21 protein-coding genes and 1 riboswitch are annotated in these 24,486 nt (G+C 69.5%); of the genes, 7 read left to right on the forward strand and 14 right to left on the reverse strand.

Translation table 11 applies throughout. The features are described from left to right. Nucleotides 1–134: 134 nt before the first annotated feature. The 4 genes from ACAM51_RS13425 to otnI form a co-directional block, all read right to left on the reverse strand. Nucleotides 135–1,622: a M20 family metallopeptidase gene (locus ACAM51_RS13425; RefSeq protein ID WP_369640897.1), complete on the reverse strand. Its 1,488-nt coding sequence runs from the start codon at nt 1,620–1,622 to the stop codon at nt 135–137. Between the two features lie 173 nt (nt 1,623–1,795). Further along, nucleotides 1,796–3,040 carry a diguanylate cyclase gene (locus ACAM51_RS13430; RefSeq protein ID WP_218339498.1) on the reverse strand — a complete coding sequence of 415 codons (1,245 nt, stop codon included), beginning with the start codon at nt 3,038–3,040 and terminating at the stop codon, nt 1,796–1,798. Nucleotides 3,041–3,171: 131 nt separating this feature from the next. Further along, a complete protein-coding gene (locus tag ACAM51_RS13435) occupies nt 3,172–5,172 on the reverse strand; it encodes a methyl-accepting chemotaxis protein (protein WP_369640898.1) in 2,001 nt (666 codons plus the stop codon). 218 nt (nt 5,173–5,390) lie between these two features. Beyond that, on the reverse strand, nt 5,391–6,203 hold the full coding sequence (otnI, locus tag ACAM51_RS13440) for a 2-oxo-tetronate isomerase (protein WP_218297029.1): 813 nt from the start codon (nt 6,201–6,203) through the stop codon (nt 5,391–5,393). A gap of 165 nt (nt 6,204–6,368) precedes the next feature. Here otnI and ACAM51_RS13445 point away from each other — a divergent pair, with 165 nt between their 5' ends. Both ACAM51_RS13445 and ACAM51_RS13450 read left to right on the forward strand, forming a co-directional pair. Continuing rightward, nucleotides 6,369–6,833, forward strand: coding sequence for a MerR family transcriptional regulator (locus ACAM51_RS13445; protein ID WP_218297028.1), 465 nt, complete (start codon nt 6,369–6,371; stop codon nt 6,831–6,833). A gap of 139 nt (nt 6,834–6,972) precedes the next feature. Next, nucleotides 6,973–7,545, forward strand: coding sequence for an NAD(P)H-dependent oxidoreductase (locus ACAM51_RS13450; protein WP_369643818.1), 573 nt, complete (start codon nt 6,973–6,975; stop codon nt 7,543–7,545). 15 nt (nt 7,546–7,560) lie between these two features. On the opposite strand, the gene ACAM51_RS13455 is transcribed toward ACAM51_RS13450, so the two are convergent. Beyond that, nucleotides 7,561–8,166 carry a DJ-1/PfpI family protein gene (locus tag ACAM51_RS13455; RefSeq protein WP_369640899.1) on the reverse strand — a complete coding sequence of 202 codons (606 nt, stop codon included), beginning with the start codon at nt 8,164–8,166 and terminating at the stop codon, nt 7,561–7,563. Nucleotides 8,167–8,283: 117 nt separating this feature from the next. Here ACAM51_RS13455 and ACAM51_RS13460 point away from each other — a divergent pair, with 117 nt between their 5' ends. Next, nucleotides 8,284–9,618, forward strand: a complete 1,335-nt coding sequence (locus tag ACAM51_RS13460) for a PLP-dependent aminotransferase family protein (RefSeq protein ID WP_369640900.1) — start codon at nt 8,284–8,286, stop codon at nt 9,616–9,618. Between the two features lie 52 nt (nt 9,619–9,670). Here the strand turns inward: ACAM51_RS13460 and ACAM51_RS13465 are convergent, their stop codons facing one another. From ACAM51_RS13465 to ACAM51_RS13480, 4 genes are all read right to left on the reverse strand, one after another. After that, on the reverse strand, nt 9,671–10,801 hold the full coding sequence (locus ACAM51_RS13465) for a glycerophosphodiester phosphodiesterase (RefSeq protein ID WP_369640901.1): 1,131 nt from the start codon (nt 10,799–10,801) through the stop codon (nt 9,671–9,673). 83 nt (nt 10,802–10,884) lie between these two features. Further along, a complete protein-coding gene (gene metW, locus ACAM51_RS13470; protein WP_108498592.1) occupies nt 10,885–11,469 on the reverse strand; it encodes a methionine biosynthesis protein MetW in 585 nt (194 codons plus the stop codon). Further along, nucleotides 11,466–12,596, reverse strand: a complete 1,131-nt coding sequence (locus tag ACAM51_RS13475) for a homoserine O-acetyltransferase (protein WP_218297023.1) — start codon at nt 12,594–12,596, stop codon at nt 11,466–11,468. Before ACAM51_RS13475 ends, metW begins: the two co-directional genes overlap by 4 nt. Nucleotides 12,597–12,846: 250 nt before the next feature. After that, the gene (locus ACAM51_RS13480; protein WP_218297022.1) at nt 12,847–13,413 is read right to left on the reverse strand and encodes a TMEM165/GDT1 family protein; all 567 of its coding nucleotides are present in this window, start codon (nt 13,411–13,413) and stop codon (nt 12,847–12,849) included. A gap of 20 nt (nt 13,414–13,433) precedes the next feature. Beyond that, nucleotides 13,434–13,610, reverse strand: a riboswitch (yybP-ykoY riboswitch). 296 nt (nt 13,611–13,906) lie between these two features. On the opposite strand from ACAM51_RS13480, the gene ACAM51_RS13485 reads away from it, so the two are divergent. Together ACAM51_RS13485 and ACAM51_RS13490 are read left to right on the forward strand one after the other, a co-directional pair. Beyond that, nucleotides 13,907–14,299, forward strand: coding sequence for an RNA-binding protein (locus ACAM51_RS13485; protein WP_218297021.1), 393 nt, complete (start codon nt 13,907–13,909; stop codon nt 14,297–14,299). A 271-nt stretch (nt 14,300–14,570) separates the two neighbouring features. Then, nucleotides 14,571–15,107 carry an RNA-binding protein gene (locus ACAM51_RS13490; RefSeq protein WP_218339360.1) on the forward strand — a complete coding sequence of 179 codons (537 nt, stop codon included), beginning with the start codon at nt 14,571–14,573 and terminating at the stop codon, nt 15,105–15,107. 121 nt (nt 15,108–15,228) lie between these two features. Here the strand turns inward: ACAM51_RS13490 and ACAM51_RS13495 are convergent, their stop codons facing one another. The 4 genes from ACAM51_RS13495 to ACAM51_RS13510 form a co-directional block, all read right to left on the reverse strand. Beyond that, a complete protein-coding gene (locus tag ACAM51_RS13495) occupies nt 15,229–16,011 on the reverse strand; it encodes an SDR family oxidoreductase (protein WP_218339359.1) in 783 nt (260 codons plus the stop codon). A gap of 37 nt (nt 16,012–16,048) precedes the next feature. Then, nucleotides 16,049–16,675: an LPS export ABC transporter periplasmic protein LptC gene (lptC, locus tag ACAM51_RS13500; protein WP_218297018.1), complete on the reverse strand. Its 627-nt coding sequence runs from the start codon at nt 16,673–16,675 to the stop codon at nt 16,049–16,051. A gap of 64 nt (nt 16,676–16,739) precedes the next feature. After that, nucleotides 16,740–17,327 (reverse strand): KdsC family phosphatase, encoded by a 588-nt coding sequence (locus ACAM51_RS13505; protein ID WP_369640902.1) that lies wholly within the window; start codon nt 17,325–17,327, stop codon nt 16,740–16,742. Beyond that, nucleotides 17,327–18,328 (reverse strand): SIS domain-containing protein, encoded by a 1,002-nt coding sequence (locus ACAM51_RS13510; RefSeq protein ID WP_218297017.1) that lies wholly within the window; start codon nt 18,326–18,328, stop codon nt 17,327–17,329. Before ACAM51_RS13510 ends, ACAM51_RS13505 begins: the two co-directional genes overlap by 1 nt. Nucleotides 18,329–18,452: 124 nt before the next feature. Between ACAM51_RS13510 and ACAM51_RS13515 the strand changes: the two genes are divergently transcribed. Continuing rightward, the gene (locus tag ACAM51_RS13515) at nt 18,453–20,438 is read left to right on the forward strand and encodes a monovalent cation:proton antiporter family protein (protein ID WP_218297016.1); all 1,986 of its coding nucleotides are present in this window, start codon (nt 18,453–18,455) and stop codon (nt 20,436–20,438) included. A gap of 216 nt (nt 20,439–20,654) precedes the next feature. On the opposite strand, the gene ACAM51_RS13520 is transcribed toward ACAM51_RS13515, so the two are convergent. After that, on the reverse strand, nt 20,655–23,708 hold the full coding sequence (locus tag ACAM51_RS13520) for an EAL domain-containing protein (protein ID WP_369640903.1): 3,054 nt from the start codon (nt 23,706–23,708) through the stop codon (nt 20,655–20,657). Nucleotides 23,709–23,885: 177 nt separating this feature from the next. Between ACAM51_RS13520 and ACAM51_RS13525 the strand changes: the two genes are divergently transcribed. Further along, complete coding sequence (locus ACAM51_RS13525) at nt 23,886–24,440, forward strand: adenine phosphoribosyltransferase (RefSeq protein ID WP_369640904.1); 555 nt, start codon at nt 23,886–23,888, stop codon at nt 24,438–24,440. Nucleotides 24,441–24,486 lie beyond the last annotated feature (46 nt).

Here is a 24,486-nt window from a genome sequence, read left to right on the forward strand (position 1 = left end):
AACGCGGCCGGCCGGGCCAGCGCCCTGGCGGCGCGCGTTGCGGTGCGGGGGAAGGCGGGCGGCTGCATCCACACACCGGGGGAGGAGGCAGCGCCAGGGCACATGCGCGGGGGCGGCGATGCGCGCGGTGGGGTTCAGGCCGCCACGGCGGCGGCCTGCTGCGCCGCCATGGCCGCGATCACCTGCGCCACGGCGGCGGTAAGCTTCTTGGCGTAGGGCACGTGCAGGAACTCGTTGGGGCCGTGCGCGTTGCTCTTGGGGCCCAGCACGCCGCAGACCATCATCTGCGCGGTGGGAAAGCCTTCGCTGAGCATGTTCATGAGCGGGATGGTGCCGCCCTGTCCGATATGGCCGCACGGCGCGCCGAAGTGGGCCTGCGAGGCCTCGTTGAGCGCCTGCTCGAACCAGGGCGTGGCGCTGGGCGCGTTCCAGCCCGTGGCGCCGCTCGTGCCCTGGAAGGTGACCTTGGCCTGGTAGGGCGCGTTGTCTTCGAGCAGGGCCTTGAGCTCCTGCACGGCCTGGCCGGCATCCACCAGGGGCGGCAGGCGCAGGCTGAGCTTGAACGCGGTGTAGGGGCGCAGCACGTTGCCGGCGTCCTGCAGCGCCGGGAAGCCCTCGGCGCCGGTGACGCTGAGCGTGGGCTCCCAGGTGCGCTTGAGCAGGGCCTGCACCGGGTCGGTGGTGGTGGGCAGGGCGAAGGTGGTGGCGCCGCCGCAGTCGTAGTGGGCCCAGGGGAAGCGCTTGTACACCTCTTCGCCCAGGATGGCGGCCGTGGCGCGGGCCTGGGCCAGGCGGTCGGCGGGCACCTCGCAGTGGAAGCTCTGGGGCAGCAGGCGGCCGGTGGCACTGTCTTCCAGCCGGTCGAGCACCTGGCGCATGATGCGGAACGACGAGGGCACCAGGCCCGAGGCGTCGCCCGAGTGGATGCCTTCGGTCAGGATCTCGACCTTGAGCGTGCCGGTGGCCATGCCGCGCAGGCTGGTGGTGAGCCACAGCTGGTCGTAGTTGCCCGCGCCCGAATCCAGGCACACCACCAGCGCCACGTTGCCCATGCGGGGCTTCAGGGCATCGATGTAGGGCAGCAGGTCGCGCGAGCCGCTTTCCTCGCAGGTCTCGATCAGGCCCACGATGCGCGGGTGGGGCACGTTCTGGCGCTTCAATTCCTGCACGGCCGCGATGCTGGCATAGACCGCGTAGCCGTCGTCGGCGCCGCCCCGGCCATAGAGCTTGCCGTCCTCGTACTTGGGCGTCCAGGGGCCCAGGTCGCCGCGCCAGCCCGAGAACTCGGGCTGCTTGTCGAGGTGGCCGTACATGAGCACGGTGTCCGTCGCGCCGGGCTGCGTGGATGCGATCTCGAAGAACAGCACGGGGGTGCGGCCTTCCAGGCGCACGACGTCGAGCGTGAGGCCTTCGACTTTCTGCGATTCGACCCACGCGGCGGCGTTGCGCACCACGGTGTCGAGCAGGCCCTGCTCGGCCCAGTCGGGCGAGAACATGGGCGACTTGGCGGGGATGGCGATGTAGTCGGTCAACTGGCGAACAATGTCGTCGTCCCACGCCTGGCTCACCCGCTCGAGCGCGAGTGCAGGTTGCAGGATCTGGTGGGGGACACGGGCATTCATGGGGGCTCTCCTGAAAAAGTCTCTGGGGGACCAAAAACAGCATTCCAACACAACCCCCGGGCGGACGCCACGGTGGGCGCGCAGAGACCTTCACGGCGGGCGCGGACGCCGCACGCGCCCCAGCCCCCGCGCAGCGGGCGCCGCCCCTGAGGGAGGGCGCGCGGGGAGGCATTTCAATACCTGGAAGCCGGGTGGGTCTCGGGGTTGTCCCGCGCCGCCATCTGGGAGGCGGGGCGCCGCAGGGCCGTGGCCACCTCGACGCGGTTGCGCCCGTTCTCCTTGGCCTGGTAGAGCGCGCGGTCGGCGGCGGCGATCAGCATGTCCCAGCTGTCGCCGGGTTCCAGCCGGCCGCCGAAGACGCCGATGCTCGCGGTGACGGCGATGCCCACGCCCGCATCGGCATCGGCGGCGCCGGCGGGGCGAACGCGGCAGCGCGATTCCTCCACCGCCTTGCACAGCTCGCGCGCCAGCTGCTCGGCCCCCAGCAGGGTGGTGTCGGGCAGCACCACCATGAATTCCTCGCCGCCGTAGCGGCCCACGAGGTCCTGCGCCCGCACGCGCTCCTTCAGCACGCTGACCACGCTGCACAGCACCTGGTCGCCCGCGGGGTGGCCGTGGCGGTCATTCACGCGCTTGAAATGGTCGATGTCCACCATCATCAGCGCGATGGACTCGCGCGTGCGCACGGCGCGCGCCACGTCGCGGTCCAGCGCGGCGATCAGCGCGCGGCGGTTGGCCACGCCCGTGAGCGGATCGAGCGCCGCCATGATGCGGTTGTTTTCGTCCGCGCGGTCGCGCGACATGAACACGAAGCCCATGGAGCTGATGAGCACCACCGACACGGTGCCCATGAAGGTCAGGGTCTGCAGGGCGCTGCCCTGCAGGATGCCGGTGGCCGCCTCGCTGGCGCTGAGGGCCAGCAGCGCGCGGCCGCCCAGGACCAGCGCCTCCAGCCCGAGCCCCGCCACCAGCAGCCATTGGCCGCGCCCCACGGTGGCATGGCGGCGCTCCAGCGCCGCGGCCAGGGCCCACACGGCCTGCAGGCCGATGGCCAGGCCCACGAAGCTCACGCGCGCCGGAAAGTTGTCGATGAATGCGATGACGAACCCCGTGACCAGCGCGGACGGCGTGAGCAAGAGCAGCCACCGCACCGGACGGCCCTGGAACTGGTAGATCGCCGCGATCATCCCCACGAAGACGCAGGACAGCAGCAGGTTGCCCATCACCACGGACAGCGCGTCCGGCACCTGCCCGCGCAGCATGATCAGCAGGTGCCCCATGGCATTGACCAGCAGGGCGGCGGCCCACCGCCCCAGGCCGTCGCGCCGGCGCCCCCAGCCCACCACGGCCATGGAGGCCGCCATCATCAGCGAGCTGACAATGATCATTGCCAGCATGGTGGGAACATGGGCGGCCATGGCGGGCAGGTGGGGTTGTGCGGACAAGGAAGTTCAGCCCAGCATAAACCATGGAATCGGGCGCGAGAACCGATCAATTGCCAAGCCGCCCGCGCCGGGGCCCGCCGCCGGCCCCCGCAGGCCCGGGCCCGTCAGCGCAGCCGGGCGGGGGCGGGGGACGCTGCCAAGGCCGGCCGGTCCGCGGGCGCAGGCTCGTCGCCGGGGCCGCGCGAGAGCTTGAAGACCTGCACCGCCCCGGCCAGCCGCTGCGCCTGGTCGCGCAGGCTCTGGGCGGCGGCGGCGGACTGCTCCACCAGCGCGGCGTTCTGCTGGGTCATCTGGTCGAGCTGGTTCACCGCCGTGTTCACCTGGCCGATGCCGTCGGACTGCTCGCCCGAGGCCGCCGTGATCTCGCCAATGATGTCGCCCACGCGTTGGACAGAGCCCACGATCTCGTCCATGGTGCTGCCCGCGTTCTGTACCAGGCGCGCGCCCGACTCCACGCGCTCCACCGAGGCGCCGATGAGCGCCTTGATCTCGCGCGCCGCCTCGGCGCTGCGCCCCGCCAGCGACCGCACCTCGCTGGCCACCACCGCGAAGCCCCGGCCCTGTTCGCCCGCGCGCGCCGCCTCCACCGCCGCGTTGAGCGCGAGGATGTTGGTCTGGAAGGCGATGGAGTCGATCACGCTGATGATGTCGGCGATCTTGCGCGAGCTCTGGTTGATGTCGCCCATGGTGGTGACGACCTCGCCCACCACCTGGCCGCCGCGCGCGGCCACGGCGGCGGCGGTGCTGGCCAGCTGGTTGGCCTGGCGCGCGGCATCGGCCGACTGGCGCACCGTGGACGTGAGCTGCTCCATGCTCTGTGCCGTCTGGGCCAGGCTGCTGGCCGTGGCCTCGGTGCGGGCCGACAGGTCCTGGTTGCCGCTGGCGATCTCGGCGCTGGCCGTGGTGATGCTGTCCACCGCCGTGCGCACCTGCTGCAGCATCTGCGTGTAGCGCTGGCGCATGCCTTCGACCTCCTGCACCAGCGCGCCGATCTCGTCGCGCCGCGTGGTGCGGAATTCCTCGGTGAGGTCGCCCTGCGCCACCAGCGTGATGGCCTGCGTGAGGTCCTGCAGCGGGCGGCTCACGCCCCGGCGCAGCATGAGGAACAGGCCGATGGCCAGCAGCACCACGGCCAGGGCCATCAGGCCCCACACCGCCAGCGTGACGCGGCGCTGGCTGGCCATGGCTTCGCCGTCGGCCACCTCGGCCACCACCCACCAGCCCCCGCCCGTCTTGCGCACCAGCGCCCAGGGGTCGGTGGCGCCCGCGCCCAGCACGGGCGCGGCCTCGCGCACGAAGCCGTCGCCGGAGGCGGCCAGCGCCTCGAAGAAGGGGCGCGCCTCGGGGTAGGCCTCCAGCACGCGCTTGCCGCGCGCCGTGGGGTGGTACACGAACACGGCCTTGTCGAGCGAGGCGCCGGGGTTGACCACATAGGTGCCGCCGTGCTCGAAGAATTTTGTCTGCGCCACCTGCTTTTGCAGCATGGCGTGGAACACGCTGATGTCGTTGCCGATAAAGAGCAGCGCGATCACCTTGCCCGAGGCGTCCTTGGACGGCAGGTAGTGGCCCATGTAGGGTTTGCCCCCCACCACGGTGACGCCGGTGTAGGGCTCGCCCCTGGCCACCGTGGCGTAGGCCGGGTCGTCGCGGGACAGGGGCGTGCCCTGCTGGCGCTCGCCCTTGTCGTTCTTGACCGACGTGGTCACGCGCATGAAGTCCTCGCCCTTGCGCGCGAACACCGTGGCGATGCCGCCCGTCTCGCTGGCGAACTTGTCGACCGAGCCGTAGTCCTCGTTGACCAGCGCGCCGTAGCTGCGCAGCTCGCCCGTGGCCTCGTCCAGGTGCATCACGCCCTCGAAGTAGCGCTGAAAGCCCCGCATGGTGAGCTGCACCAGTTCGCGGTTGGTGTTGTCGGCCGCGTCCAGCGACTGGGCCACGCTCTGCGCCGTGTCGCCCACGCTGGCCACCACCTGGGCGCGCGTGCTGCGCTCGGTCAGCACGGCGATGGCCAGCCCCACGAACACGAGCACCAGGGCCACCAGCGCAATGGCCGCCAGCGTGACCTGCCGGGCGACGGAACGGTTGTTGGCAAGGGAAGCGGCCATGCGGTATGTCTCCTGGAGATTGAAAGCCCAAAGCCGGCTGGGCCGGTCTCAGAAAGGGTTCTCAAACGCCTGAGAACACGCTGCTTCACTCTAAGTCCGGAGGCTTGTTACATTTATTCACGCATTCCCTTACGCAAAGCTGCGTACCTCGACGCGGCCCGTGCATGGACCATAGCGTGCGAAACGGGGCGCCCCCCGGGGGGATGGCCCAACGCGGATCAGGGGGTCTTCCCCTTCATCCAGCCCAGGCCTTGCGAGGTGCCGGCCGCCGGCCGGTATTCGCAGCCGACCCAGCCGCGGTAGCCCAGGGCATCGATGGTGTCGAAGAGGTAGGGGTAATTCAGCTCGCCGGTGTCGGGCTCGTGGCGGCCGGGCACGCCGGCGATCTGGATGTGCGAGACGCGGCCCGTGGGCAGGTAGCGCCGCAGCTTGGCGGCCAGGTCCCCTTCCACGATCTGGCAGTGGTACAGGTCCATCTGCACCTTGAGGTTGTCGGCCTGCACCGCATCCAGCAGCTCGTGGGCATGGTCCTGCCGGTTCAGGAAGTAGCGCGGCATGTCGCGCAGGTTGATGGGCTCGATGAGGATCTCGCGCCCGGCCCGCGCGGCCTGCGCTGCCGCCCAGCGCAGGTTGCCCGCGCACAGGTCCTTGAGCGATTCGCGCTCGACGCCCGGCGGCACGGTGCCCGAGAGCACATGGATGCGCGGGCAGCCCAGCACCTCGGCATGGCGCAGGGCTTCCTCGACTCCCGCGCGGAACTCTGCCTCGCGCCCCGGCAGCGCGGCCGTGCCGCGTGCGCCGTGTTCCCAGGCGGCGGCCATGCCGGCGCGGTCGGTACCGCCCGCCGGGGCGTTGAACAGCACCAGCTGCAGGCCGCTGTCCTGCAGCCGCGCGGCCACCTCGGCGGGCGCGAACGCGTACGGAAACTGGAACTCCACGGCGGTGAACCGGTCGCGCGCGGCGGCCTCGAAGCGCTGCAGGAACGGCAGCTCGGTGTACATCAGGCTCAGGTTGGCGGCAAACTGTGGCATGGCAGGCGGTGGAGGGCGTCGGGACCCGGCAGCTTATCGCGCGGCATGGGGGCCTGGGCGCACCGCTGCGAAGCAATAGGCTCAAAACAGCCCCTGGCGCTACATGGACAAGCGCGAACAGCTATATATTCAATAGCAGCCTGACGGTACACCAAGGACACACGCATGCGCATTGGAGAACTCGCCCGACGCACCGGCACCACCCCCAAGGCCATCCGCCTGTACGAGGGGCGAGGCCTGCTGGGCACCGTGGCGCGCAACGGCAGCTACCGCCAGTACGGCGAGGCCGATGTGGCCCAGGTGCGGCTGATCCGCCAGGCCCAGGCCCTGGGTTTTCGGCTGTCGGAACTCGACGGCCTGGACCAGATGCACACCGCCGAGGGCGGGGACCGCATGGCGCAGCGGGTGGCGGCCCGGCGGGTGGCGGTGGCGCAGGAGCTGCTGCGGCTGCAGGCGCTCGATGCCGAACTGGCGCAGCTGCAGGCGCAACTGCATGCCTGCGACGGCATGGCCGTGCCCGCCACGGCGCAGGCCTGCGCCGTGGCCGCGCCGGTTCCGCCCGCGGCCCGCGACGCCCGGCAATTCACCGCCCCGGTGGCGCGGGGCGCGCCGCATCGCGCGCCGGCTTGATCCAGCTGCTTGACTCTGCCCCGTGGGGCAAGGTGACCATGGCGCCATCGACAACAACGTGTGTGATGGAGGTTCTGTGGCACAACAACGCATTCTGGTCATCCTGGGCCACCCGGCGCCCGCCAGCCTGTGCGCGGGCATGGCCCGCGCCTATGCCGAAGGGGCGCTGGACGCGGGCGCCGAGGTGCGGTTCTTGGACGTGGGGCAGCTGGCGTTCGATCCGCTGTTCCTGGGCTACGGCGCCGCGCAGCCCCTGGAGCCCGATCTGGCCGCCGCACAGGCCGACATCCGCTGGGCCGGACACCTCGTGTGGGTCTACCCCATCTGGTGGGGCGCGATGCCCGCGCTGCTCAAGGGTTTCATCGACCGCACCTTCCTGCCCGGCTACGCGTTCAAGTACCGCGCCGGCTCGCCGCTGTGGGACAGGCTGCTGGCAGGGCGCTCGGGCGAACTGCTGGTGACCATGGATTCACCGCCCTGGTACTTCCGCTGGGTCACGCGCATGCCGGGGCATCACCAGATGAAGAAGGCCATCCTGGAGTATTGCGGCATCCGGCCCGTGCGGGTGCACAGCTTCGGGCCGGTGCGCACCGCCAGCAAGGAGCGGCTGGCGGGCTGGGTGGCGCACGCGCGGGACCTGGGGCGGCGCAGGGGCGCGAAACCCGGCACCGCGAGCGCCAGCCCCGCGCCGCAGGCCCCCGCATCGCCCTGATGCCGCGGCGCCCGTTCAGGCCGGGGCCAGGTACTTTTCAAGGTGGCCCATGGCGCGGGCCACGTACGCCTCCTTCTCGCCAACCGGGGCCACGTAGTGAAGCGCGCTTTCCGCGGCCTCCACGCCTTCCAGCCGGGCGATCACCCACGCGGCCAGGTACGGCGCGGCCAGGCAGCCGCCGGCCGTGGCGATGTTGCCGTGCGCGACCAGGGGCTGGTTCAGCACCGTGACCCCGGCCTCTTGCACCCAGGGCCTCGTGGTCAGGTCGGTGCAGGCGGGCACGCCGCCAAGCAGGCCCAGGCGGGCCAGCACCAGCGTGCCCGAACACTGGGCGCCCAGCAGCTGGCGGGCAGGATCGAAGTCCATCTGCGCCATCAGGGATGCGTCGTTCACCACCTCGCGCGTCTGCATGCCGCTGCCCACCAGCACGGCATCGGCCGTGCGGGCCCAGGACAGCGGCGCCTGCGCTTCCACCACCACGCCGTTCATGGACCGCACCCGGGGCGCGGGGCAGGCCAGGCACACCTGCCAGCCCGGCTTCTTCACCCGGTTGAGAACACCCAGGGCGATGAGCGAGTCCAGCTCGTTGAAACCTTCGAACGTCAGTATGGCAATGCGCATGGCGCTTCTCCTGGCGGGAAAACGGCCCCCGCCGGCGGTGGATGAACAGTGGAGCCCATGGTATCGGCGGTGTTCAATACAATCAAAAAATTGTCATGAATACACTGCGGAGGCGCCATGGGCCAGGTCCGGTACAAGCAGGTGGTGGATGCGCTGGCCACCGACATCCGCGCGGGCCGGCTGCGGCCCGGCACCCGCCTGCCCACGCACCGCGCCCTGGCGCAGCGCCACGGCCTGGCGCTGGCCACCGCCAGCCGCGTGTACGCCGAGCTGGAGGCCATTGGCCTGGTGGTGGGCGAAACCGGGCGCGGCACCTTCGTGCGCGATGCCTCCTGCCCGCGCGGCCTGGGCGCCGACCTGGCCACGCCCGCACCCGGCTCGGCGGACTTGTCGTTCAACAGCCCCGGCGTGCCGGGGCAGGCGGACCTGCTGCGCGACGCGCTGCGCAGGCTGGCGGCATCGGGCGACCTGGAATCCCTTCTGCACTACCACCCCTACGGCGGGCGGCCGCACGAGCGCGCCATCGTCGCCCGGCACCTGGCCACCCGCCAGCTGTGGGTGACCGGCGAGCAGGTGCTCATCGTCAACGGCGCGCAGCACGGCATGGCGGTGGCGGCGCTGGGGCTGCTCAGCCCCGGCGACGTGGTGGCGGTGGATGCCCTCACCTACCCCGGTTTTCGCGTGCTGGCCGAGCGCATGCGGCTGGACCTGGCGCCCGTGCCCGTCGGGCCGGGCGGCACGGACCTGGACGCCCTGCAGCGCCTGTGCCAGGCCCGGCCCGTGCGCGCCATCTACACCATGCCCACGCTGCACAACCCGCTGGGCTGCGTGATGGATGCGGGGGCCCGCAAGCGCCTGGTGGCGTTGGCGCGCGCCCACGACCTGCTGGTGCTGGAGGACGCCCCCTACGCCTACCTGGCGGCCGACGCGCCGCCGCCCGTGGCCGCGCTGGCGCCCGAGCGCACGGTCTACCTGTCGAGCCTGTCGAAGAACGTGGCCACGGGCCTGCGCTTTGGTTTTGTCGCGGCCGCGCCGGCGCTGATCGCCCCCATCGAGCGCGCCGTGCGTGCCACCTCCTGGAACACGGCGGGCGTGATCACTGCCATCGCCTGCGGCTGGATCGAGGACGGCACCGTGGCGCGCCTGGAGGCCGAAAAGCGCACCGACGCGGCCCGCCGCCAGGCCATCGCCAGCGAGGCCCTGGCCGGGCTGCCGCTGGTGCGGCACCCGCATTCGTACTTTGCCTGGCTGCCGCTGGGCGACGACCAGCGTGCGGACCGCGTGGCCGGGGCGCTCGCGCAGCGCGGCGTTGCGGTGTCCACCGCCGAAGGGTTTGCCACCACGGCACACGTGCCGCATGCGCTGCGCCTGGCGCTGGGCTCCATCCCCTGCGAGGACCTGCCACGGGCCCTGGCCGCCGTGAAGGCGGTCGTGGAAAGCGACTCTTCCTGAGCGGCATGGCCGCGCCGCGACACGCCGCGCCTTCCGGGGCAGCCGCCCGGCTTCACTGCTTGCCGGTGAACGCCCGCACCGCGGCGCGGCCCACGGCGGGGTCATCGGTAAAGAAGCCGTCGATGCCCGCGCGCAGATACGCCGTGATCTCGGCCGCGCTGTCGCCGCGCGCCGTGCCATCCGCCGCCGGAGCCTTCTTCAGGCCGGCGGGCAGGAAGGCGTTCTCGGGCCGCAGCGTCCAGATGTGCACGGCCAGGCCTTCGGCGCGGGCACGCGCGACCAGCGGCGTGGGTTCGCCGGGCAGGCCGTCCTTCACCGGCACGACCAGGGTCTTGAAAGGGCCGATGGCATTGGCATACGTGGCCACCTGCTTCAGGCCTTCGGGCGTGATCAGGTCGGCATAACCGCGCGCATTGGCCGCGCCCTGGGCCACAAAGTCATACGGCCGGCCCGAGGGAGCCACCAGCTGCACCAGGCGCACGCTGCTGAGCCTGCGGATCGCCTGCAGGTTGGCCACCTCGAACGACTGCACGAACACGGGCGCGTCCTTGTGGTTCCAGCCGTTCTTCTCCAGCACGGCCAGCAGCGGCGCCTCCAGCGGCAGGCCGATGGACTGGAAGTAGGTGGGGTGTTTGGTCTCGGGGTAGATGCCGACGGTGCGACCGGTCTTGGCCGTCGCCGCCTTGGCCAAGTCGATCACCTCCTGCAAAGTGGGTACCTCGAACTGACCGTTATAGGCCACGTTGGCCGGGCGCTGCGCAGGGATGCGCTCGCGGGCGCGCAGGGTTTTGAGCTCGGCCAGCGTGAAGTCTTCGGTGAACCAGCCGGTGATGGCCTGGCCGTCGATGGTCTTGGTGGTTTTGCGGCCCGCGAACTCGGGGCGGTCCACCACGTCGGTGGTGGCTTCCTTCACCGAGCCATCAGCGCCCAGGATGGCGATGGCGTTCTCGTGCCGCGCCACCAGCACGCCGTCCTTGGTGATGACCAGGTCGGGCTCGATGATGTCGGCGCCGTCGTCAATGGCCTTCTGGTACGCGGCGAGCGTGTGCTCCGGCCGCAGGGCCGATGCGCCCCGGTGAGCAATGACGGTGGGGGTGGGCGGCCAGGCCTGGGCGACGGCGCCCAGCGCCCAGGTGGTCAACAGCGCGGCAGCAGTCACGGCGCGCAGTGCAATGCGTTTCATGCGGGTCTCCTACAAACGGAGCCCGCACCTTAGCCGATGCGCTTGACAGCGGCGTGTCGCCGGGGCGTACACCCCGGTAAGCGCTACGCGTGTTCGAAGTGGAAGACGGCCGTGCCCGCGCGCGCGTTGGGCAGCCAGCGCACTTCCTGTCCATCCTGCAGCCCGAAGGAATCCAGGATGCGCAGGCTGTTCTTGGTGGCCAGCACTTCGAAGTCCTTGTAGGTGCCCACGCGGATGTTGGGCGTGTCGTACCACTGGTAAGGCAGGCGCCGCGTCACGGGCATGCGTCCGCGCAGGATGGACAGGCGGTTGGGCCAGTGCGCAAAGTTGGGAAACGCCACCACACCCGTGCGGCCCACGCGCGCGGTCTCGCGCAGCATGGTTTCGGCATTGCGCAGGTGCTGCAGCGTGTCGATCTGCAGCACCACGTCAAAGCTGTTGTCGTCGAACATGGCCAGCCCCTCGTCGAGGTTGAGCTGGATCACATCCACCCCGCGCTGCACGCAGGCGAGCACGTTGGCATCGTCGATCTCCACGCCGTAGCCGCTGCAGCCGCGCTCGCGCTGCAGGTAGTCGAGCATGGCACCGTTGCCGCAGCCCAGGTCGAGCACGCGCGAGCCGGGGGGCACCAGGCGTGCCAGGGCTTGCATCGCCGCTTTTTCGGTCATGGCTGCAGCTCCTTTGCAATGCTATCGAAGTAAGAGCGCATCACGCCCATGTAGCGGGCGTCATCGAGCAAAAAGGCATCATGCCCATGGGGCGCGTCGATCTCGGCGTAGCTCACGCTGCGGCGGTTGTCGAGCAGCGCCTTGACGATCTCGCGGCTGCGCTTGGGTGAGAAGCGCCAGTCGGTGGTGAAGCTCACCAGCAGGAAGCGCGCCGTGGCCCGCGCCAGCGCCCGCGTGAGGTTGCCGCCCTGGGTGCGCGCGGGGTCGAAGTAGTCCAGCGCGCGCGTGATCAGCAGGTAGGTGTTGGCATCGAAGTAGTCGCTGAACTTGTCGCCCTGGTAGCGCAGGTAGCTCTCGATCTGGAATTCGATGTCCTGCGTGCTGTACTTGAGTTCCAGGCCCTCGCGCAGCTGCCGCCCGAACTTCTCGTTCATCACGTCGTCGCTCAGGTACGTGATGTGGCCGATCATGCGGGCGATGCGCAGGCCGCGTTTCGGAATCACGCCGTGCCGGTAGAAGTGGCCGCCGTGAAAGTCCGGGTCCGTCACGATGGCGCGGCGGGCCACCTCGTTGAAGGCGATGTTCTCGGCCGTGAGGTTGGGCGCGCTGGCCACCACCACCGCGTGGCGCATGCGCTCGGGGTACTGCAGCGTCCAGGAGAGCGCCTGCATGCCGCCCAGGCTGCCGCCCAGCACGGCGGCGAGCTGCTGGATGCCCAGGCGGTCGAGCAGGCGGGCCTGGGCGTTGACCCAGTCCTCCACCGTGACCACCGGGAAATCCGCGCCGTAGACCTCGCCCGTGTCGGGGTGGTTGTGCATGGGGCCGGTGGAGCCGAAGCACGAGCCCAGGTTGTTCACGCCGATGACGAAGAAGCGGTCGGTGTCCACGGGCTTGCCCGGGCCGATCATGTTGTCCCACCAGCCTTCGCTCTTGTCCTGGCCCGCGTAGACGCCGGCCACGTGGTGCGAGGCGTTGAGCGCGTGGCACACGAGCACGGCATTGGAGCGGTCGGCGTTGAGCGTGCCGTAGGTCTCGTAGGCCAGGTGGTAGTCGCGGATGGACGCACCGCTTTGCAGCGGCAGCACCTCCGCAAAGTGCATGGTCTGAGGTGTTGCGATGAACGACATAGTTGGAACTGGTGAGCCCTCATGTTCCACCGCTTGCGCGCGCCGCTGCTCCACAAACAAGGAAGCCGCCCTGACCTGGAGCGCCGCCCCAGGACAAAAAAACCCGGCGTCGCTAAAAACGAGGCCGGGTACATAGGTCGGACGGGTCTTTAGCAGGATTTATAAAGCGCCCGCAAGCTGTGGCAAATCGGCGCGTCTGGCAAATATACCAAAAGCGCCTGCGGATGGCTCCTGCTTTTCGCAGCCTCCCTCAGCCGACCGGCGTGAAGATGGCCAGCAGCCCCAGCACCAGGAAGATCACGGCAGACACGATGTGCACCGCGCGGATCGGCACCCGGCGGGTGATGCGCTCGCCCAGCCACACCACGGGCGCGTTGGCGATCATCATGCCCAGCGTGGTGCCTGCCACCACCCACAGGTAGGCGTTGTACTGCGCGGCCAGCATGACGGTGGCGATCTGCGTCTTGTCGCCCATCTCGGCCAGGAAGAACGCGATCAGCGTGGTGCCGAACACCCCCCAGCGCGGCGAGCCGTCGGCCTCGCCTTCGTCAAGCTTGTCGGGGATCAGCATCCAGATGGCCATCGCGATGAACGATGCCCCCAGGATCCAGCGCAGGATCTGCGGCCCCACGAACGTCGTCACCCACGAGCCCACGGCGCCGGCCAGGCCATGGTTGACCAGCGTGGCCACCAGGATACCGAGGACGATGGGCCAGGGTTTGCGAAAGCGTGCGGCGAGCACGAGCGCCAGAAGCTGCGTCTTGTCGCCCATTTCGGCGAGCGCGACGATGGCGGTGGAGATGAAAAACGGTTCCATGTGGGGGTCCTGTCCGGCCGGATGTTGTTCGAAACGCATTGACTGCACCCCGACTCCGGCCATTTGGATCGGCATGCAGTCAATGGTCTCGCCCAGCTAGAAAACCGCATGCGCCATAGGTCCACCGGACCCAAGTTTGTTGACGCATGCCCCCGGCGCATTGCGCACCGGGCGGGCTACTCCCCAAAGACCCGCGTATTTTACCCTGCGCCAGCCTGGCGGGGGTGCCCCGGCCGTGACCGCCTGTCTTTTTTCCTCGGGAAAACCCTTCCGCGCACGCGTGAAAACCCCTGATTTGTGCACGACGGGCGGCTTTCCCCAGAAATAAAACCCCACGCGCCACATAAAGTGATTAATAATGGGTTCGCTTTTCTGCTTGCAGGAGAGCAGTTAGCTTAGCGGTGAATGGTCAGTTTCGCGTCTTTGAAGTCGTCACAGGTTTGTTGATTGCGTCGGGCTCCATCGCGTTTTCATGTTTTTTCAGGAGTCCTTCATGGGCAACAAACTTTACGTGGGCAACCTGCCCTACTCTTTCCGCGACGAAGATCTGCAGCAGACCTTCAGCCAGTACGGCTCGGTTGGCAGCGCCAAGGTCATGATGGAGCGCGACACCGGCCGCTCCAAGGGCTTCGGCTTTGTCGAAATGGGCAGCGATGCAGAAGCCCAAGCCGCCATCCAAGGCGTGCATGGCCAAAACTTCGGCGGCCGTGACCTCGTGGTCAATGAAGCCCGCCCCATGGAGCCCCGTGCTCCCCGTAGCGGCGGCTTCGGCGGCGGCAACGGTGGTGGTGGCGGCTACGGCGGTGGTGGCGGCGGCGGTTACGGCGGTGGCCGTAGCGGCGGCGGCGGTGGTGGTGGTTACGGCGGTGGCCGTAGCAGCTACTAAAAAGACCTCATCGGCAGACCTCGCGGCCTGCCGAAGGCAAGACAAAGGAGCCCCAGGGCTCCTTTTTTCATGGCCGCGCGGTATCGCCACCACAGTCGGCATCACCGCTTGCTTTTTCGGCAAAAGTGTGGCGCATAATGGGTTGGCGGGTGCAACCCGTTTCCAAGTTTGCGGTGATCCGTCAGTTTCGCGCTGAGAGCGTCATTGAGATTAGCTGGCTGCGTTTTCGGGACTCCATCGCTTTATCCATGTGTTTTTGAGGAGTCCCTCGATGGGCAACAAACTGTACGTCGGCAACCTGCCGTACTCGGTGCGCGACAGCGATCTGGAACAGGCCTTCGGCCAATTCGGCGCAGTGACCAGCGCCAAGGTCATGATGGAGCGCGACACGGGTCGATCCAAGGGCTTTGGCTTCGTGGAAATGGGCAGCGACGCAGAAGCCCAGGCCGCGATCAACGGCATGAATGGCCAGCCCCTGGGCGGCCGCAGCATCGTCGTGAATGAAGCACGCCCCATGGAGCCCCGCCCACCCCGCAGCGGTGGATTTGGCGGCGGTGGCGGCGGCTACGGCGGCGGTGGTGGCCGCAGCGGTGGTGGTGGCGGCTACGGCGGTGGCCGTGAAGGCGGCGGTGGTGGCTATGGCGGCGGCCGCGAGGGTGGCGGCGGCGGTGGTTACGGCGGTGGCGGCCGCAGCGAAGGTGGATTCCGCAGCCCCTACGGCTCCGGTTCCCGCAACGGCGGCGGTGGCGGTGGTGGCCGCAACGGCGGCGGTGGCGGCTATGGCGGTGGCGGCGGCAGCAGCTACTGAAGAAGCACCCTGCCGGGGAGTTTTCCTGGCAAGGCCAAAGCCCCTTCGGGGGCTTTTTTCATGGGCGGCCGCCCCAGCCGGCGGGCGGGCGGCGGCAGCGCCCCGGCGCGGGGCCGGCGCGCTATGTCTGCTCGTCCTGGCGCCGCTTGCGGGGGCGGCCTGACAGCAGCTTGTCGAAAAGCGCGTTCGGCAGGAGCCGCAGCACCTTGGCGACCACCCCCATCTGCCACGGGATGACCCGGTAGCTCACGCCCTGGGTGATGGCCCGGTAGGCATGGTCCGCGAAATCACCGGCCTGCATCAGAAACGGCATGCTGTAGCGGTTCTGGCGCGTGAGCGGCGTGTCGATGTAGCCCGGCGAAATGGTGACCACGCGCACGCCGTGCGGGCGCATTTCCCCGCGCAGGCTTTCGCAATAGCTGATGACGGCGGCCTTGCTGGCGCAGTAGGCGCCGTGGCCGGGCAGGCCCCGGATGCCCGCCACGCTGCCGATGCCCACCAGCGTGCCGCTGCCCCGCTGCGCCATGGCATCGACAAAGGGGTGGAACGTGGCCGCCACGCCGATATTGTTGGTGGCAAAGGTGCGCGCCATCACTTCGAGGTCATCACGCACGGCCGTGTCCATGCCCACGCTGATGCCGGCATTGGCGATGACCACGTCCGGTACTCCCTGGCGCGCGACACAGTCGCGGCCCGCCGCAACGATGCTGTCGGTGACCGCCACGTCTGCGCTATAAATTTCGTAGCTATCCGCGCTTATCCCTTGTGCGTCAGCCCATGTTTTCACCTCGGATGTCCGGCGCGCCGCCAGCGCCAGGCGGTAGCCCGAGCGATGGAAACGCAGGGCCAGCGCCTGCCCGATGCCGCTGGACGCTCCGGTGATGAAGACAAGGGGAGTGGTCATGGGGGGCTCCGGGCAGGGACAGGGGTGGGCTCGGCGGCTAGGGCTTGGCCGTGCCGGGCTGGAGCACGCCGCGCACGCGCCCGCGCAGTTGCAGCACCTGGTCGAGGTTGTCGTAGTCCATGCCGTCGGCGGTGAAGCGATCGTTGCCGCGCGTGAGGGTGACGGGCTTGTCCGAACGCACACGCTCCGTGCTGGTATAGGCGTGCAGGAATTCGCTGCGGAACTCGAGCCGCGGCTGCGCCGGCGTCCCCGGCCTGGCGGCCAGGGGCTCGCGCGTGACGATGGCGTTGCCGAACAGCTGGACCTCCGAACCATCGGCGTTGGTCAGGGCGCGGTCCGCCGTGGCCACGGTGAGGCGCCCGGCGGGCGTGACCGAGCGCATGCGCGCCTTGTCGATCTCCAGCGTGTCGGTGTCGGGGTAGTGCCGCGCCTCCGCGCCCTGCACCTCGCTCTGCAGCCGCCCCGCGGCGTCAAAGCTCTTCACCGAGAAGGATTTCATGAAGTAGTCTGGCTGGTGCCCCTGCTGGCGTTCGGCGGCGGGCAGCAGGGGCATGGGCGCGTTGCGCACCAGCCACCAGGTGCCCAGCGCCAGCAGGCCCATGAGCACGACGGGCAGGTACAGCGAGAACTGGTCCCAGCCCTGGCGGATCACGTTGCGCGTCATGGGGCCGCCTCCGGGCCGGGGGCGCCAGCCTGGCCCGTGGTCCATGGGTGCGGGGCGGGCCGGGTCATGCGGTGTATTCCGCCAGCAGTGCGGCGTAGCGGCCCGTGGCCACCAGCAGCAGGTCGCACAGCTCCCGCGCGGCGCCGTCGCCTCCCCGGGCCTGGGTCACGAAATGGGCCGCCTGGCGCACTTCGGCCTGGGCATTGGCCGGCGCGCACGCAAAGGCGCTGCGGCGCATGACGGGCAGGTCGGGCCAGTCGTCCCCCATCGCGGCGGCGTCGGACCAGCCCAGCCCCAGGGTGGCCAGGATCTGCTCGGCGGCCGGGCGTTTGTTCTCGGTGCCGAAGACGGCGTGCTCCACGCCCAGGGCCTTCAGGCGCACGCGCAGGGGCAGGGAGTCGCGCCCCGTGATCACCACGGGGGTGATGCCCGCCTTTTGCAGCAGCTTGAGCCCGTGCCCATCCAGGGTGTTGAAGCGCTTGAGGGTCTCGCCCGATTCGCTGATGTACAGGCCGCCGTCGGTCAGCACGCCGTCGACATCGAAGAAGGCGACGCGCACGCCCTGGGCCCGCAGCAGCAGCTCGGGATCGATCTGCAGCGCGGGCGCGGCATCGGGCAGGAAGGAGGAGGAGGAAGAGGGGCCCGCCACCATCAGATCACCTTGGCGCGCATGAGGTCGCCGATGTGCACGACCCCGGTGAGCACGCCCGCGGCATCCACCACCAGCACGCTGGTGATGGCATGGGCCTCCATCATTTCCGCGGCATCCACCGCCAGCGCATCCGGCGCGATGCGGCGCGGGCTGGGGTGCATCACCTGCTCGGCCGTGGCGGTGCGCAGATCGGCCCCCGCCTCGATGCGGCGGCGCAGGTCGCCGTCGGTGAAGATGCCCAGCACCTGCCCGGCCGCGTCCACGATGGCCGAGGCACCCAGCCCCTTGGCGCTCATCTCGCGCATGAGGTCGCTGAAGGCGGCGCCGGGCGCCACTTTCGGGATTTCCGCCCCTGTCCGCATGACGTCGCTCACATGGGTGAGCAGCTTGCGCCCCAGCGCACCGCCGGGGTGCGAACGGGCAAAGTCTTCGGGGCGGAAGCCCCGGGCATCGAGCAGCGCCACGGCCAGGGCGTCGCCCATGGCCAGCTGGGCGGTGGTGCTGGCGGTGGGGGCGAGCTGCAACGGGCAGGCTTCTCGTTCCACGCCGCTGTCGAGCACGATGTCCGCATGTTTGGCCAGGGTGGATTGTGGCCGCCCTGTCATCGCAATCAACATGGCTCCCAGGCGTTTGATCACGGGCAGCAGGGTGGTGACTTCATCCACCTCCCCGCTATTGGAGAGCGCCAGCACGATGTCGATGGACTTGATCATGCCAAGGTCGCCGTGACTGGCTTCGGCCGGGTGCACGAACATGGCGGGTGTCCCGGTGGAGGCGAGCGTGGCGGCAATCTTGCGCCCGACATGCCCACTCTTGCCGATGCCCATCACCACCACCCGCCCGCGCACAGTGAGGATCGCCTGCACGGCCTGCGTGAACGACGCGCCAACACGGGTCTTCAGCCCCAGGACGGCCGCAGCCTCGATGTCAAAAGTCTCACGTGCCAGACGCAGGGCCTGATCAGCATCAAAGGGGGGCAGTGCGGCAGGTGCGGGAGTCATCCCGGGATTCTATCGACCGGGCAGGCCCTGGGCGGGCCCTGGATTTATTGTCCCCCTCTGGCACGCCCCGTGCTTCGGACAAGAAGATCGTGAACAGGCTGCTGGCCTCGGATAGCATCGAACCATGTCCTCTCTCGCCCTCACCTTGCTCTACCTGCTGGCCGCGGTGCTGGGCGTGGTGGCCTGCCGCAGCCTCAAGCTGCCCCCCATGCTGGGCTACCTGGCGGCGGGCGTGCTGATCGGGCCGCATGCGCTGGCGCTGGCGCAGAACTCGGAAGGGGTGCGCCACCTGGGCGAATTCGGCGTGGTGTTCCTGATGTTCGCCATCGGGCTGGAGTTCAGCCTGCCCAAGCTGCGCGCCATGCGCCGCCAGGTGTTCGGCCTGGGCCTGATGCAGGTGGTGCTGACGATGGCCGTGGTGTCGGGCGCGGCGCTGCTGCTCGCGCGCGTGGCGGGCGGCGTCTGGGAGATGGGCTGGCAGACCGCGCTGGCGCTCTCGGGCGTGATGGCCATGAGCAGCACGGCCATCGTGGTCAAGCTCATGGCCGAACGGGCGGAGCTGGAAAGCGAGCACGGCCGCAGGGTGATGGGCATCCTGCTCTTCCAGGACCTGGCCGTGGTGCCGCTGCTGGTGCTGATTCCCGCGCTGAGCTCGTCCCCGGACCAGCTCCTGACCGCGCTGGCGTGGGCCCTGGTCAAGGCCACGGTGCTGGTGGGCATCCTGCTCACGGGCGGGCAGCGGCTGATGCGCTGGTGGCTGACCCTGGTGGCGCGGCGCAAGAGCGACGAGCTGTTCATGCTCAACCTGCTGCTGATCACCCTGGGCCTGGCCTGGCTCACGGAGCTGGCGGGGCTGAGCCTGGCCCTCGGGGCCTTCATCGCGGGCGTGCTGGTGTCGGAAACCGAGTACCGCCACCAGGTGGGCACGGACATCCGGCCTTTCCACGACGTGCTGCTCGGCCTGTTCTTCATCACCATCGGCATGATGCTGGACTGGCACATCCTGGTGGACCGCTGGGCCCTGGTGCTGGCGCTGCTCACGGTGCCCCTGCTCCTCAAGCTGGTGATCATCCTGGTGCTCGCGCGGGGCATGGGCGCCACGACCGGCGTGGCCCTGCGCACCGGGCTGTACCTGGCCCAGGCGGGCGAATTCGGCTTCGTGCTGCTGTCGCTCACGCAGGCCAACGGGCTGGTGCAGCCGGCGCTGATGAACCCCATCCTGGCGGCCATGGTGCTGTCGATGCTGGCCACGCCGTTCCTCATCATGTACAGCAACCGCATCGTGATGAAGCTGGTGGCCAGCGACTGGCTGCAGCAGTCGCTGCAGATGACGAGCATCGCGCGCAAGTCCATCAACAGCAGCAAGCACGTGATCATCTGCGGCTACGGCCGCTGCGGACAGAACCTGGCGCGCATGCTGGAGCACGAAGGCATCCCCTACATGGCGCTCGACCTGGACCCGGACCGCGTGCGGCAAGCCGCCGCCGCCGGTGATTCGGTGGTGTACGGCGACGCCACCCGCCTGCAGGCGCTGATGGCCGCGGGCCTGGTGCGCGCGAGTGCCGTGGCCATCACCTACATCGACGTGCCCGCCGCGCTGAAGGTGCTGGCCAACGCGCGCTCCCACGCGCCGCAGGTGCCGGTGGTGGTGCGCACGCAGGACGACCTCTACCTGGACAAGCTGCAGGCCGCCGGCGCCACCGAGGTGGTGCCCGAGGCCATCGAAGGCTCGCTGATGCTGGCCAGCCATGCGCTGGCGCTGGTGGGCGTGCCCATGCGCCGCGTGCTGCGCCTGGTGCAGGACCAGCGCGACGCGCGCTACAACCTGCTGCGCGGCTACTTCCACGGCGCGGACGACGACACCGTCAATGAGCGCGACCAGGAACGCCTGTCCACCGTGAACCTGCCCCCCGGCTCCACCGCGCTGGGCAAGAGCCTGGGCCAGCTCGCGCTGTCGGCCATGGGGGTGCGGGTGGTGAACCTGCGCCGCGGCAGCGGCCACATGAGCTCGGCGGTGGACGATGCGCTGCTGGCGGCGGGCGACACGCTGGTGCTCTCGGGTCACCCGGCGGCGCTGATGCTGGCCGAGGACAAGCTGCTGCGCGGGTAGCAGGGTACATCCCCCTGAGGCACTGCGTGCCTTCCCCCTTTTCTCGACGCGCTACGCGCTCCGGGAAGGGGGACGATGCCCTCGCTGCGGGGCGGCCCTTGCCTGGCATCTCTCGCCCGATGCGTGCCAGTGGCTGAGGCTGACGCCAAAATTTGAATTAAATATGGCTCTGGCGCTTATCCATCAAGCGTCAATAGCTACATATTTAATAGCAAACTACAAAAGCTCGGCGGGCCCGGGCCTCCCGAACAGGTAGCCCTGGAAGCGCTTGCAGCCGTTGCGCAGCAGGAAGTCGCGCTGCCCCTCGGTCTCCACCCCTTCGGCCACCACGTCCAGCCCGAGGCTGTGGGCCAGCGCGATGATGGTGCAGGCGATGGTGGCATCGTTGGGGTCGGTGAGCACGTCGCGCACAAAGCTCTGGTCGATCTTGAGCTGGTCCAGCGGCAGGCGCTTGAGGTAGGAGAGCGACGAGTAGCCCGTGCCGAAATCGTCCAGCGAGAACCCCACGCCCTGGGTGCGCAGCGCCTGCATCTTGTGGATGCTCTCCTCCACGTCCTGCAGCAGCAGGCTTTCCGTGAGCTCCAGCTTGAGGCGCGCGGGGTCGGCCCCGCAGTCGCGCAGCACGCTGAGGACTTCCTCCGCGAAGTCGGGCTGCCGGAACTCCTGCGCGCTCACATTCACGGCCACGCTCCAGCCCGCGGTCCCGGGCGCCGCGGTCCACCGCGCCAGCTGGCGGCACGCCATGGCCAGCACCTGGCGCCCCAGGGGCAGGATGAGGCCGGTCTGCTCCGCCAGGGGGATGAAGTCCCCGGGCGGCACCATGCCGCGCAGCGGATGGTTCCAGCGCACCAGCGCCTCGGCGCCCAGCACACGGCCCGTCTCGTCCACCACCGGCTGGTAGTGCAGCAGGAACTCGTTGCGCGCGAGCCCCTGCCGCAGATCCCCCTCCAGCGCCGACCGCGCGGAGGCCGCCGCCTGCATGGCCGGATCAAAAAAACACAGCGTGTTGCGGCCCTGCGCCTTGGCCTGGTACATGGCCAGATCGGCGCGCTTGAGCAGCTCCTGCACGGGCAGCTGCACATCGCGGAACAGGGCAATGCCAATGCTGGGCGTGCTGTGCACTTCGCTGCCGTGCACCACATAGGGCTGGTTCAGCGCGGCCAGCACCTTCTGGGCCACGGCTTCCGCTTCGGCCGCGGCCGCCTGCGTCTCGGCATCCAGGCCCTGGACCACCACCACGAACTCGTCGCCCCCCAGGCGCGCCACGGTGTCCGTGGCCCGCACGCTGGCGCTGACGCGGCCGCCCACCTGCACCAGCAGCCGGTCGCCCCACTCGTGGCCCATGGTGTCGTTGACGCCCTTGAAGTTGTCCAGATCCAGGAACAGCAAGGCCCCATGGCTGCCCTCGCGGGCGCACATGTTCACCGCGCGCTCCAGCCGGTCCATCAGCAGCCGCCGGTTGGGCAGGCCCGTGAGCTCGTCGTAGAACGCCAGGCGCTGGATCTCCGCCTCGGCCAGCTTGCGCTCGGTGATGTCGCGGGCCACGCCGCGGTAGCCCGTGAACTGGCCCTCTTCATCGAAGATGGGCTCGCCGCTGATCGATACCCAGACGGGTTTTCCGTCTTCGGTCAGGCGCTGCATCTCGAAGTCGTGAAAGACCTCGTGCGCCTCCAGCTGCCTGCGGTGCTCGCGCCACTGGCCATCGCCCACGAAGGTGTTGGGCAGCTCCCAGCGCGTGAGGCCGTAGTGCATCTCGTTGGGCACGCCGGCCTCGTGGTAAGGGTTGCCGTCCAGCCGCACGAAGCGGAACTGCGCGTCCTGCTCCCAGTACCAGTCGGAGGACAGGTGCGTGAGGCTGCGCCAGCGGGACTCGCTCAGGCGCAGGGCTTCCAGGGTGCTCAGGTAGTCGGTGACGTCCGTGAACGTGCGCACGCGGCCGCCCTGCTCCAGGGCGCGCGTGCGCACCTCGATGTAGCGGCCGCCGCGGGTGCGCCGCACGTAGGCGTCGGGCATGGTGAGCCGGCCACCGTGGGAGGAATACTCGGACGCCACGTAGTTGCGCGCCGCGGGCTCTATGAGCTGGAATTCCGCGCCGAAATCCCCCCGCTCGGTCTGGAAACGCACCACTTCCTCGACCTTGGGCTGCGTGGCCAGCAGTGCTTCCGGCAGATCCAGCAGCTCCAGATAGCGCCGGTTGTAGACGCGGATCCGCCCTTCGGCATCCACGTTGGTGATGCCCTGCGACACGCTGGCGAGCGTGCCTTCCAGGGCTCGTGTCTTGTCGGCCAGGAGGGCGCTGGTGCGTTCGAGCTCCGCCTCGACCGCGCTGCGCGCCAGCTCGGCGCGGCGGGCCATCTCCAGCTGGCCCACCGTGTTCAGCAGGGGCTGGAGGAACTCCACGTCCGACGCCGAATAGCCCTCGGGCCGGTTTGCCAGGCCGACCATGGCCACCAGTTCCCCCGCCGCGTGGATGGGAAGCCCCAGGTAGGTGCGCAGCGGCGGGTGGCCCCGGGGCGTGCCCACGCCGCGCGTGTCGTGGCTGGCGTCGTTGGAGAGCACCGGCTCGCCGGACACCAGCGCCGCCCCGACCAGGGAGTGCAGGTTGTCGAACACCATGCCTTCCTCGGAATGCTGGGCATAGCGGGCCCTGGAGGCCTCGTCCCAGCTGATGTCGGTCATGGCGTGCACGCGCAGGTAGGGGTGCCCATCCTCGGCGCGCTGCACCTGGCCCACGAGGCCGAAGGCGCTCTGCGTGAGCGACATCAGCTCCTTGAGCAGCGCCTCGAAGGCGGCCCGGGGTCCCGAACTGGCGATGAACATCGCCTGGGCGAGGGAGATGGCCTGCAGCAAGCGGTGCTGGCGGGCCAGCATGGCCTCGGCCGCCAGCCGCGCGCGGGCGCTGGAATTGCGCTCGAGCACCGAGTCGATCTGCGCGGGCAGCGTCAGCAGATAGTCCAGCGCGGGGTCCTGCACCGCGAAGTCGTCGAAGCCATGGCGCATGGCCTGGGCCGCATGGGTTTCCGCCCCCATGCGCACGACGATCATGGCCGGCACGCCGTCGAGCAGCCGCAGCAGGTCGAAGGCCGAGCCATCGACCGTGCGCTGCGCCGCCAATACGATGTCCGGCCGGCTGTGCCCCAGATGTTCCCGCGCATCCGCCAGCGACGCGGCCACGTCCACCCGCCAGCCGGACCACGGGTCCGCGAGCGCGTCGACCACCGCCTGTGCATGGTGGTGATCGCTTTCGATCAGCAGGATGGAGATGGGCATGGCCGATCTGCGGTGTGAAGGGGTGTTCCAGCGTGGCGGTACAGCGGATGTAACAGCGCTGAAACATTATGAGGGTTCGCGGCGCAGGGTGCGGTCCCGATCAACCCTGCTGGATACACTTGCCACGCCTTTCGCCTTCGGGCGCCCCGCGCAATCCTTCATTTCCCCCCCGCAGCCATGCAGCCACTCAGCGTCAACGAATACCTCCGCCAACACATCCGCACCGTGCCCGACTGGCCGGCGCCCGGTGTGCAGTTCCGGGACATCACCCCGCTGCTGCAGGACCCCAAGGTGTTCCGGGTGCTGATCGATGCCTTCGTGCACCGCTACATGGACAAGGCGCTGCGCCCGGATGTGGTCGCCGGGCTGGATGCGCGCGGATTCATCCTGGGCGCCGTGGTGGCCTATGAACTGAACGTGGGCTTCGTGCCCATCCGCAAGAAGGGCAAGCTGCCCTTCACCACGGTCGAGGAAACCTACGAGCTCGAATACGGCAGCGCCACCGTGGAGCTGCACACCGACGCCGTGAAGGCCGGGGACCGCGTGCTGCTCATCGATGACCTCATCGCCACGGGCGGCACGATGATGGCGGGCAGGAAACTGCTGGAGAAGCTGGGCGCCACGGTGACCGAGGGCGGCGCCATCGTGGACCTGCCGGAACTGGGCGGTTCACGGCGCCTGCGCGAGTCCGGGCTGCCGCTGTACACGCTGGTGGACTTCGAGGGCCATTGAGGCGGAGGCGGCAAGGCGGCGGCGCGGCAACGCCCGCACCGCCCTG

This window comes from Acidovorax sp. A79 (genome assembly GCF_041154505.1).
Taxonomy (GTDB): Bacteria; Pseudomonadota; Gammaproteobacteria; order Burkholderiales; family Burkholderiaceae_C; genus Acidovorax.

What these genes read in the sequence shown, in the direction of transcription:
- ACAM51_RS13425 (WP_369640897.1), bottom strand. Translation starts at nt 1,622, where the DNA reads ATGAATGCCCGTGTCCCCCACCAGATCCTGCAACCTGCACTCGCGCTC.
- ACAM51_RS13430 (WP_218339498.1), bottom strand. Translation starts at nt 3,040, where the DNA reads ATGGCCGCCCATGTTCCCACCATGCTGGCAATGATCATTGTCAGCTCG.
- ACAM51_RS13435 (WP_369640898.1), bottom strand. Translation starts at nt 5,172, where the DNA reads ATGGCCGCTTCCCTTGCCAACAACCGTTCCGTCGCCCGGCAGGTCACG.
- otnI (WP_218297029.1), bottom strand. Translation starts at nt 6,203, where the DNA reads ATGCCACAGTTTGCCGCCAACCTGAGCCTGATGTACACCGAGCTGCCG.
- ACAM51_RS13445 (WP_218297028.1), top strand. Translation starts at nt 6,369, where the DNA reads ATGCGCATTGGAGAACTCGCCCGACGCACCGGCACCACCCCCAAGGCC.
- ACAM51_RS13450 (WP_369643818.1), top strand. Translation starts at nt 6,973, where the DNA reads ATGGCCCGCGCCTATGCCGAAGGGGCGCTGGACGCGGGCGCCGAGGTG.
- ACAM51_RS13455 (WP_369640899.1), bottom strand. Translation starts at nt 8,166, where the DNA reads ATGCGCATTGCCATACTGACGTTCGAAGGTTTCAACGAGCTGGACTCG.
- ACAM51_RS13460 (WP_369640900.1), top strand. Translation starts at nt 8,284, where the DNA reads ATGGGCCAGGTCCGGTACAAGCAGGTGGTGGATGCGCTGGCCACCGAC.
- ACAM51_RS13465 (WP_369640901.1), bottom strand. Translation starts at nt 10,801, where the DNA reads ATGAAACGCATTGCACTGCGCGCCGTGACTGCTGCCGCGCTGTTGACC.
- metW (WP_108498592.1), bottom strand. Translation starts at nt 11,469, where the DNA reads ATGACCGAAAAAGCGGCGATGCAAGCCCTGGCACGCCTGGTGCCCCCC.
- ACAM51_RS13475 (WP_218297023.1), bottom strand. Translation starts at nt 12,596, where the DNA reads ATGTCGTTCATCGCAACACCTCAGACCATGCACTTTGCGGAGGTGCTG.
- ACAM51_RS13480 (WP_218297022.1), bottom strand. Translation starts at nt 13,413, where the DNA reads ATGGAACCGTTTTTCATCTCCACCGCCATCGTCGCGCTCGCCGAAATG.
- ACAM51_RS13485 (WP_218297021.1), top strand. Translation starts at nt 13,907, where the DNA reads ATGGGCAACAAACTTTACGTGGGCAACCTGCCCTACTCTTTCCGCGAC.
- ACAM51_RS13490 (WP_218339360.1), top strand. Translation starts at nt 14,571, where the DNA reads ATGGGCAACAAACTGTACGTCGGCAACCTGCCGTACTCGGTGCGCGAC.
- ACAM51_RS13495 (WP_218339359.1), bottom strand. Translation starts at nt 16,011, where the DNA reads ATGACCACTCCCCTTGTCTTCATCACCGGAGCGTCCAGCGGCATCGGG.
- lptC (WP_218297018.1), bottom strand. Translation starts at nt 16,675, where the DNA reads ATGACGCGCAACGTGATCCGCCAGGGCTGGGACCAGTTCTCGCTGTAC.
- ACAM51_RS13505 (WP_369640902.1), bottom strand. Translation starts at nt 17,327, where the DNA reads ATGGTGGCGGGCCCCTCTTCCTCCTCCTCCTTCCTGCCCGATGCCGCG.
- ACAM51_RS13510 (WP_218297017.1), bottom strand. Translation starts at nt 18,328, where the DNA reads ATGACTCCCGCACCTGCCGCACTGCCCCCCTTTGATGCTGATCAGGCC.
- ACAM51_RS13515 (WP_218297016.1), top strand. Translation starts at nt 18,453, where the DNA reads ATGTCCTCTCTCGCCCTCACCTTGCTCTACCTGCTGGCCGCGGTGCTG.
- ACAM51_RS13520 (WP_369640903.1), bottom strand. Translation starts at nt 23,708, where the DNA reads ATGCCCATCTCCATCCTGCTGATCGAAAGCGATCACCACCATGCACAG.
- ACAM51_RS13525 (WP_369640904.1), top strand. Translation starts at nt 23,886, where the DNA reads ATGCAGCCACTCAGCGTCAACGAATACCTCCGCCAACACATCCGCACC.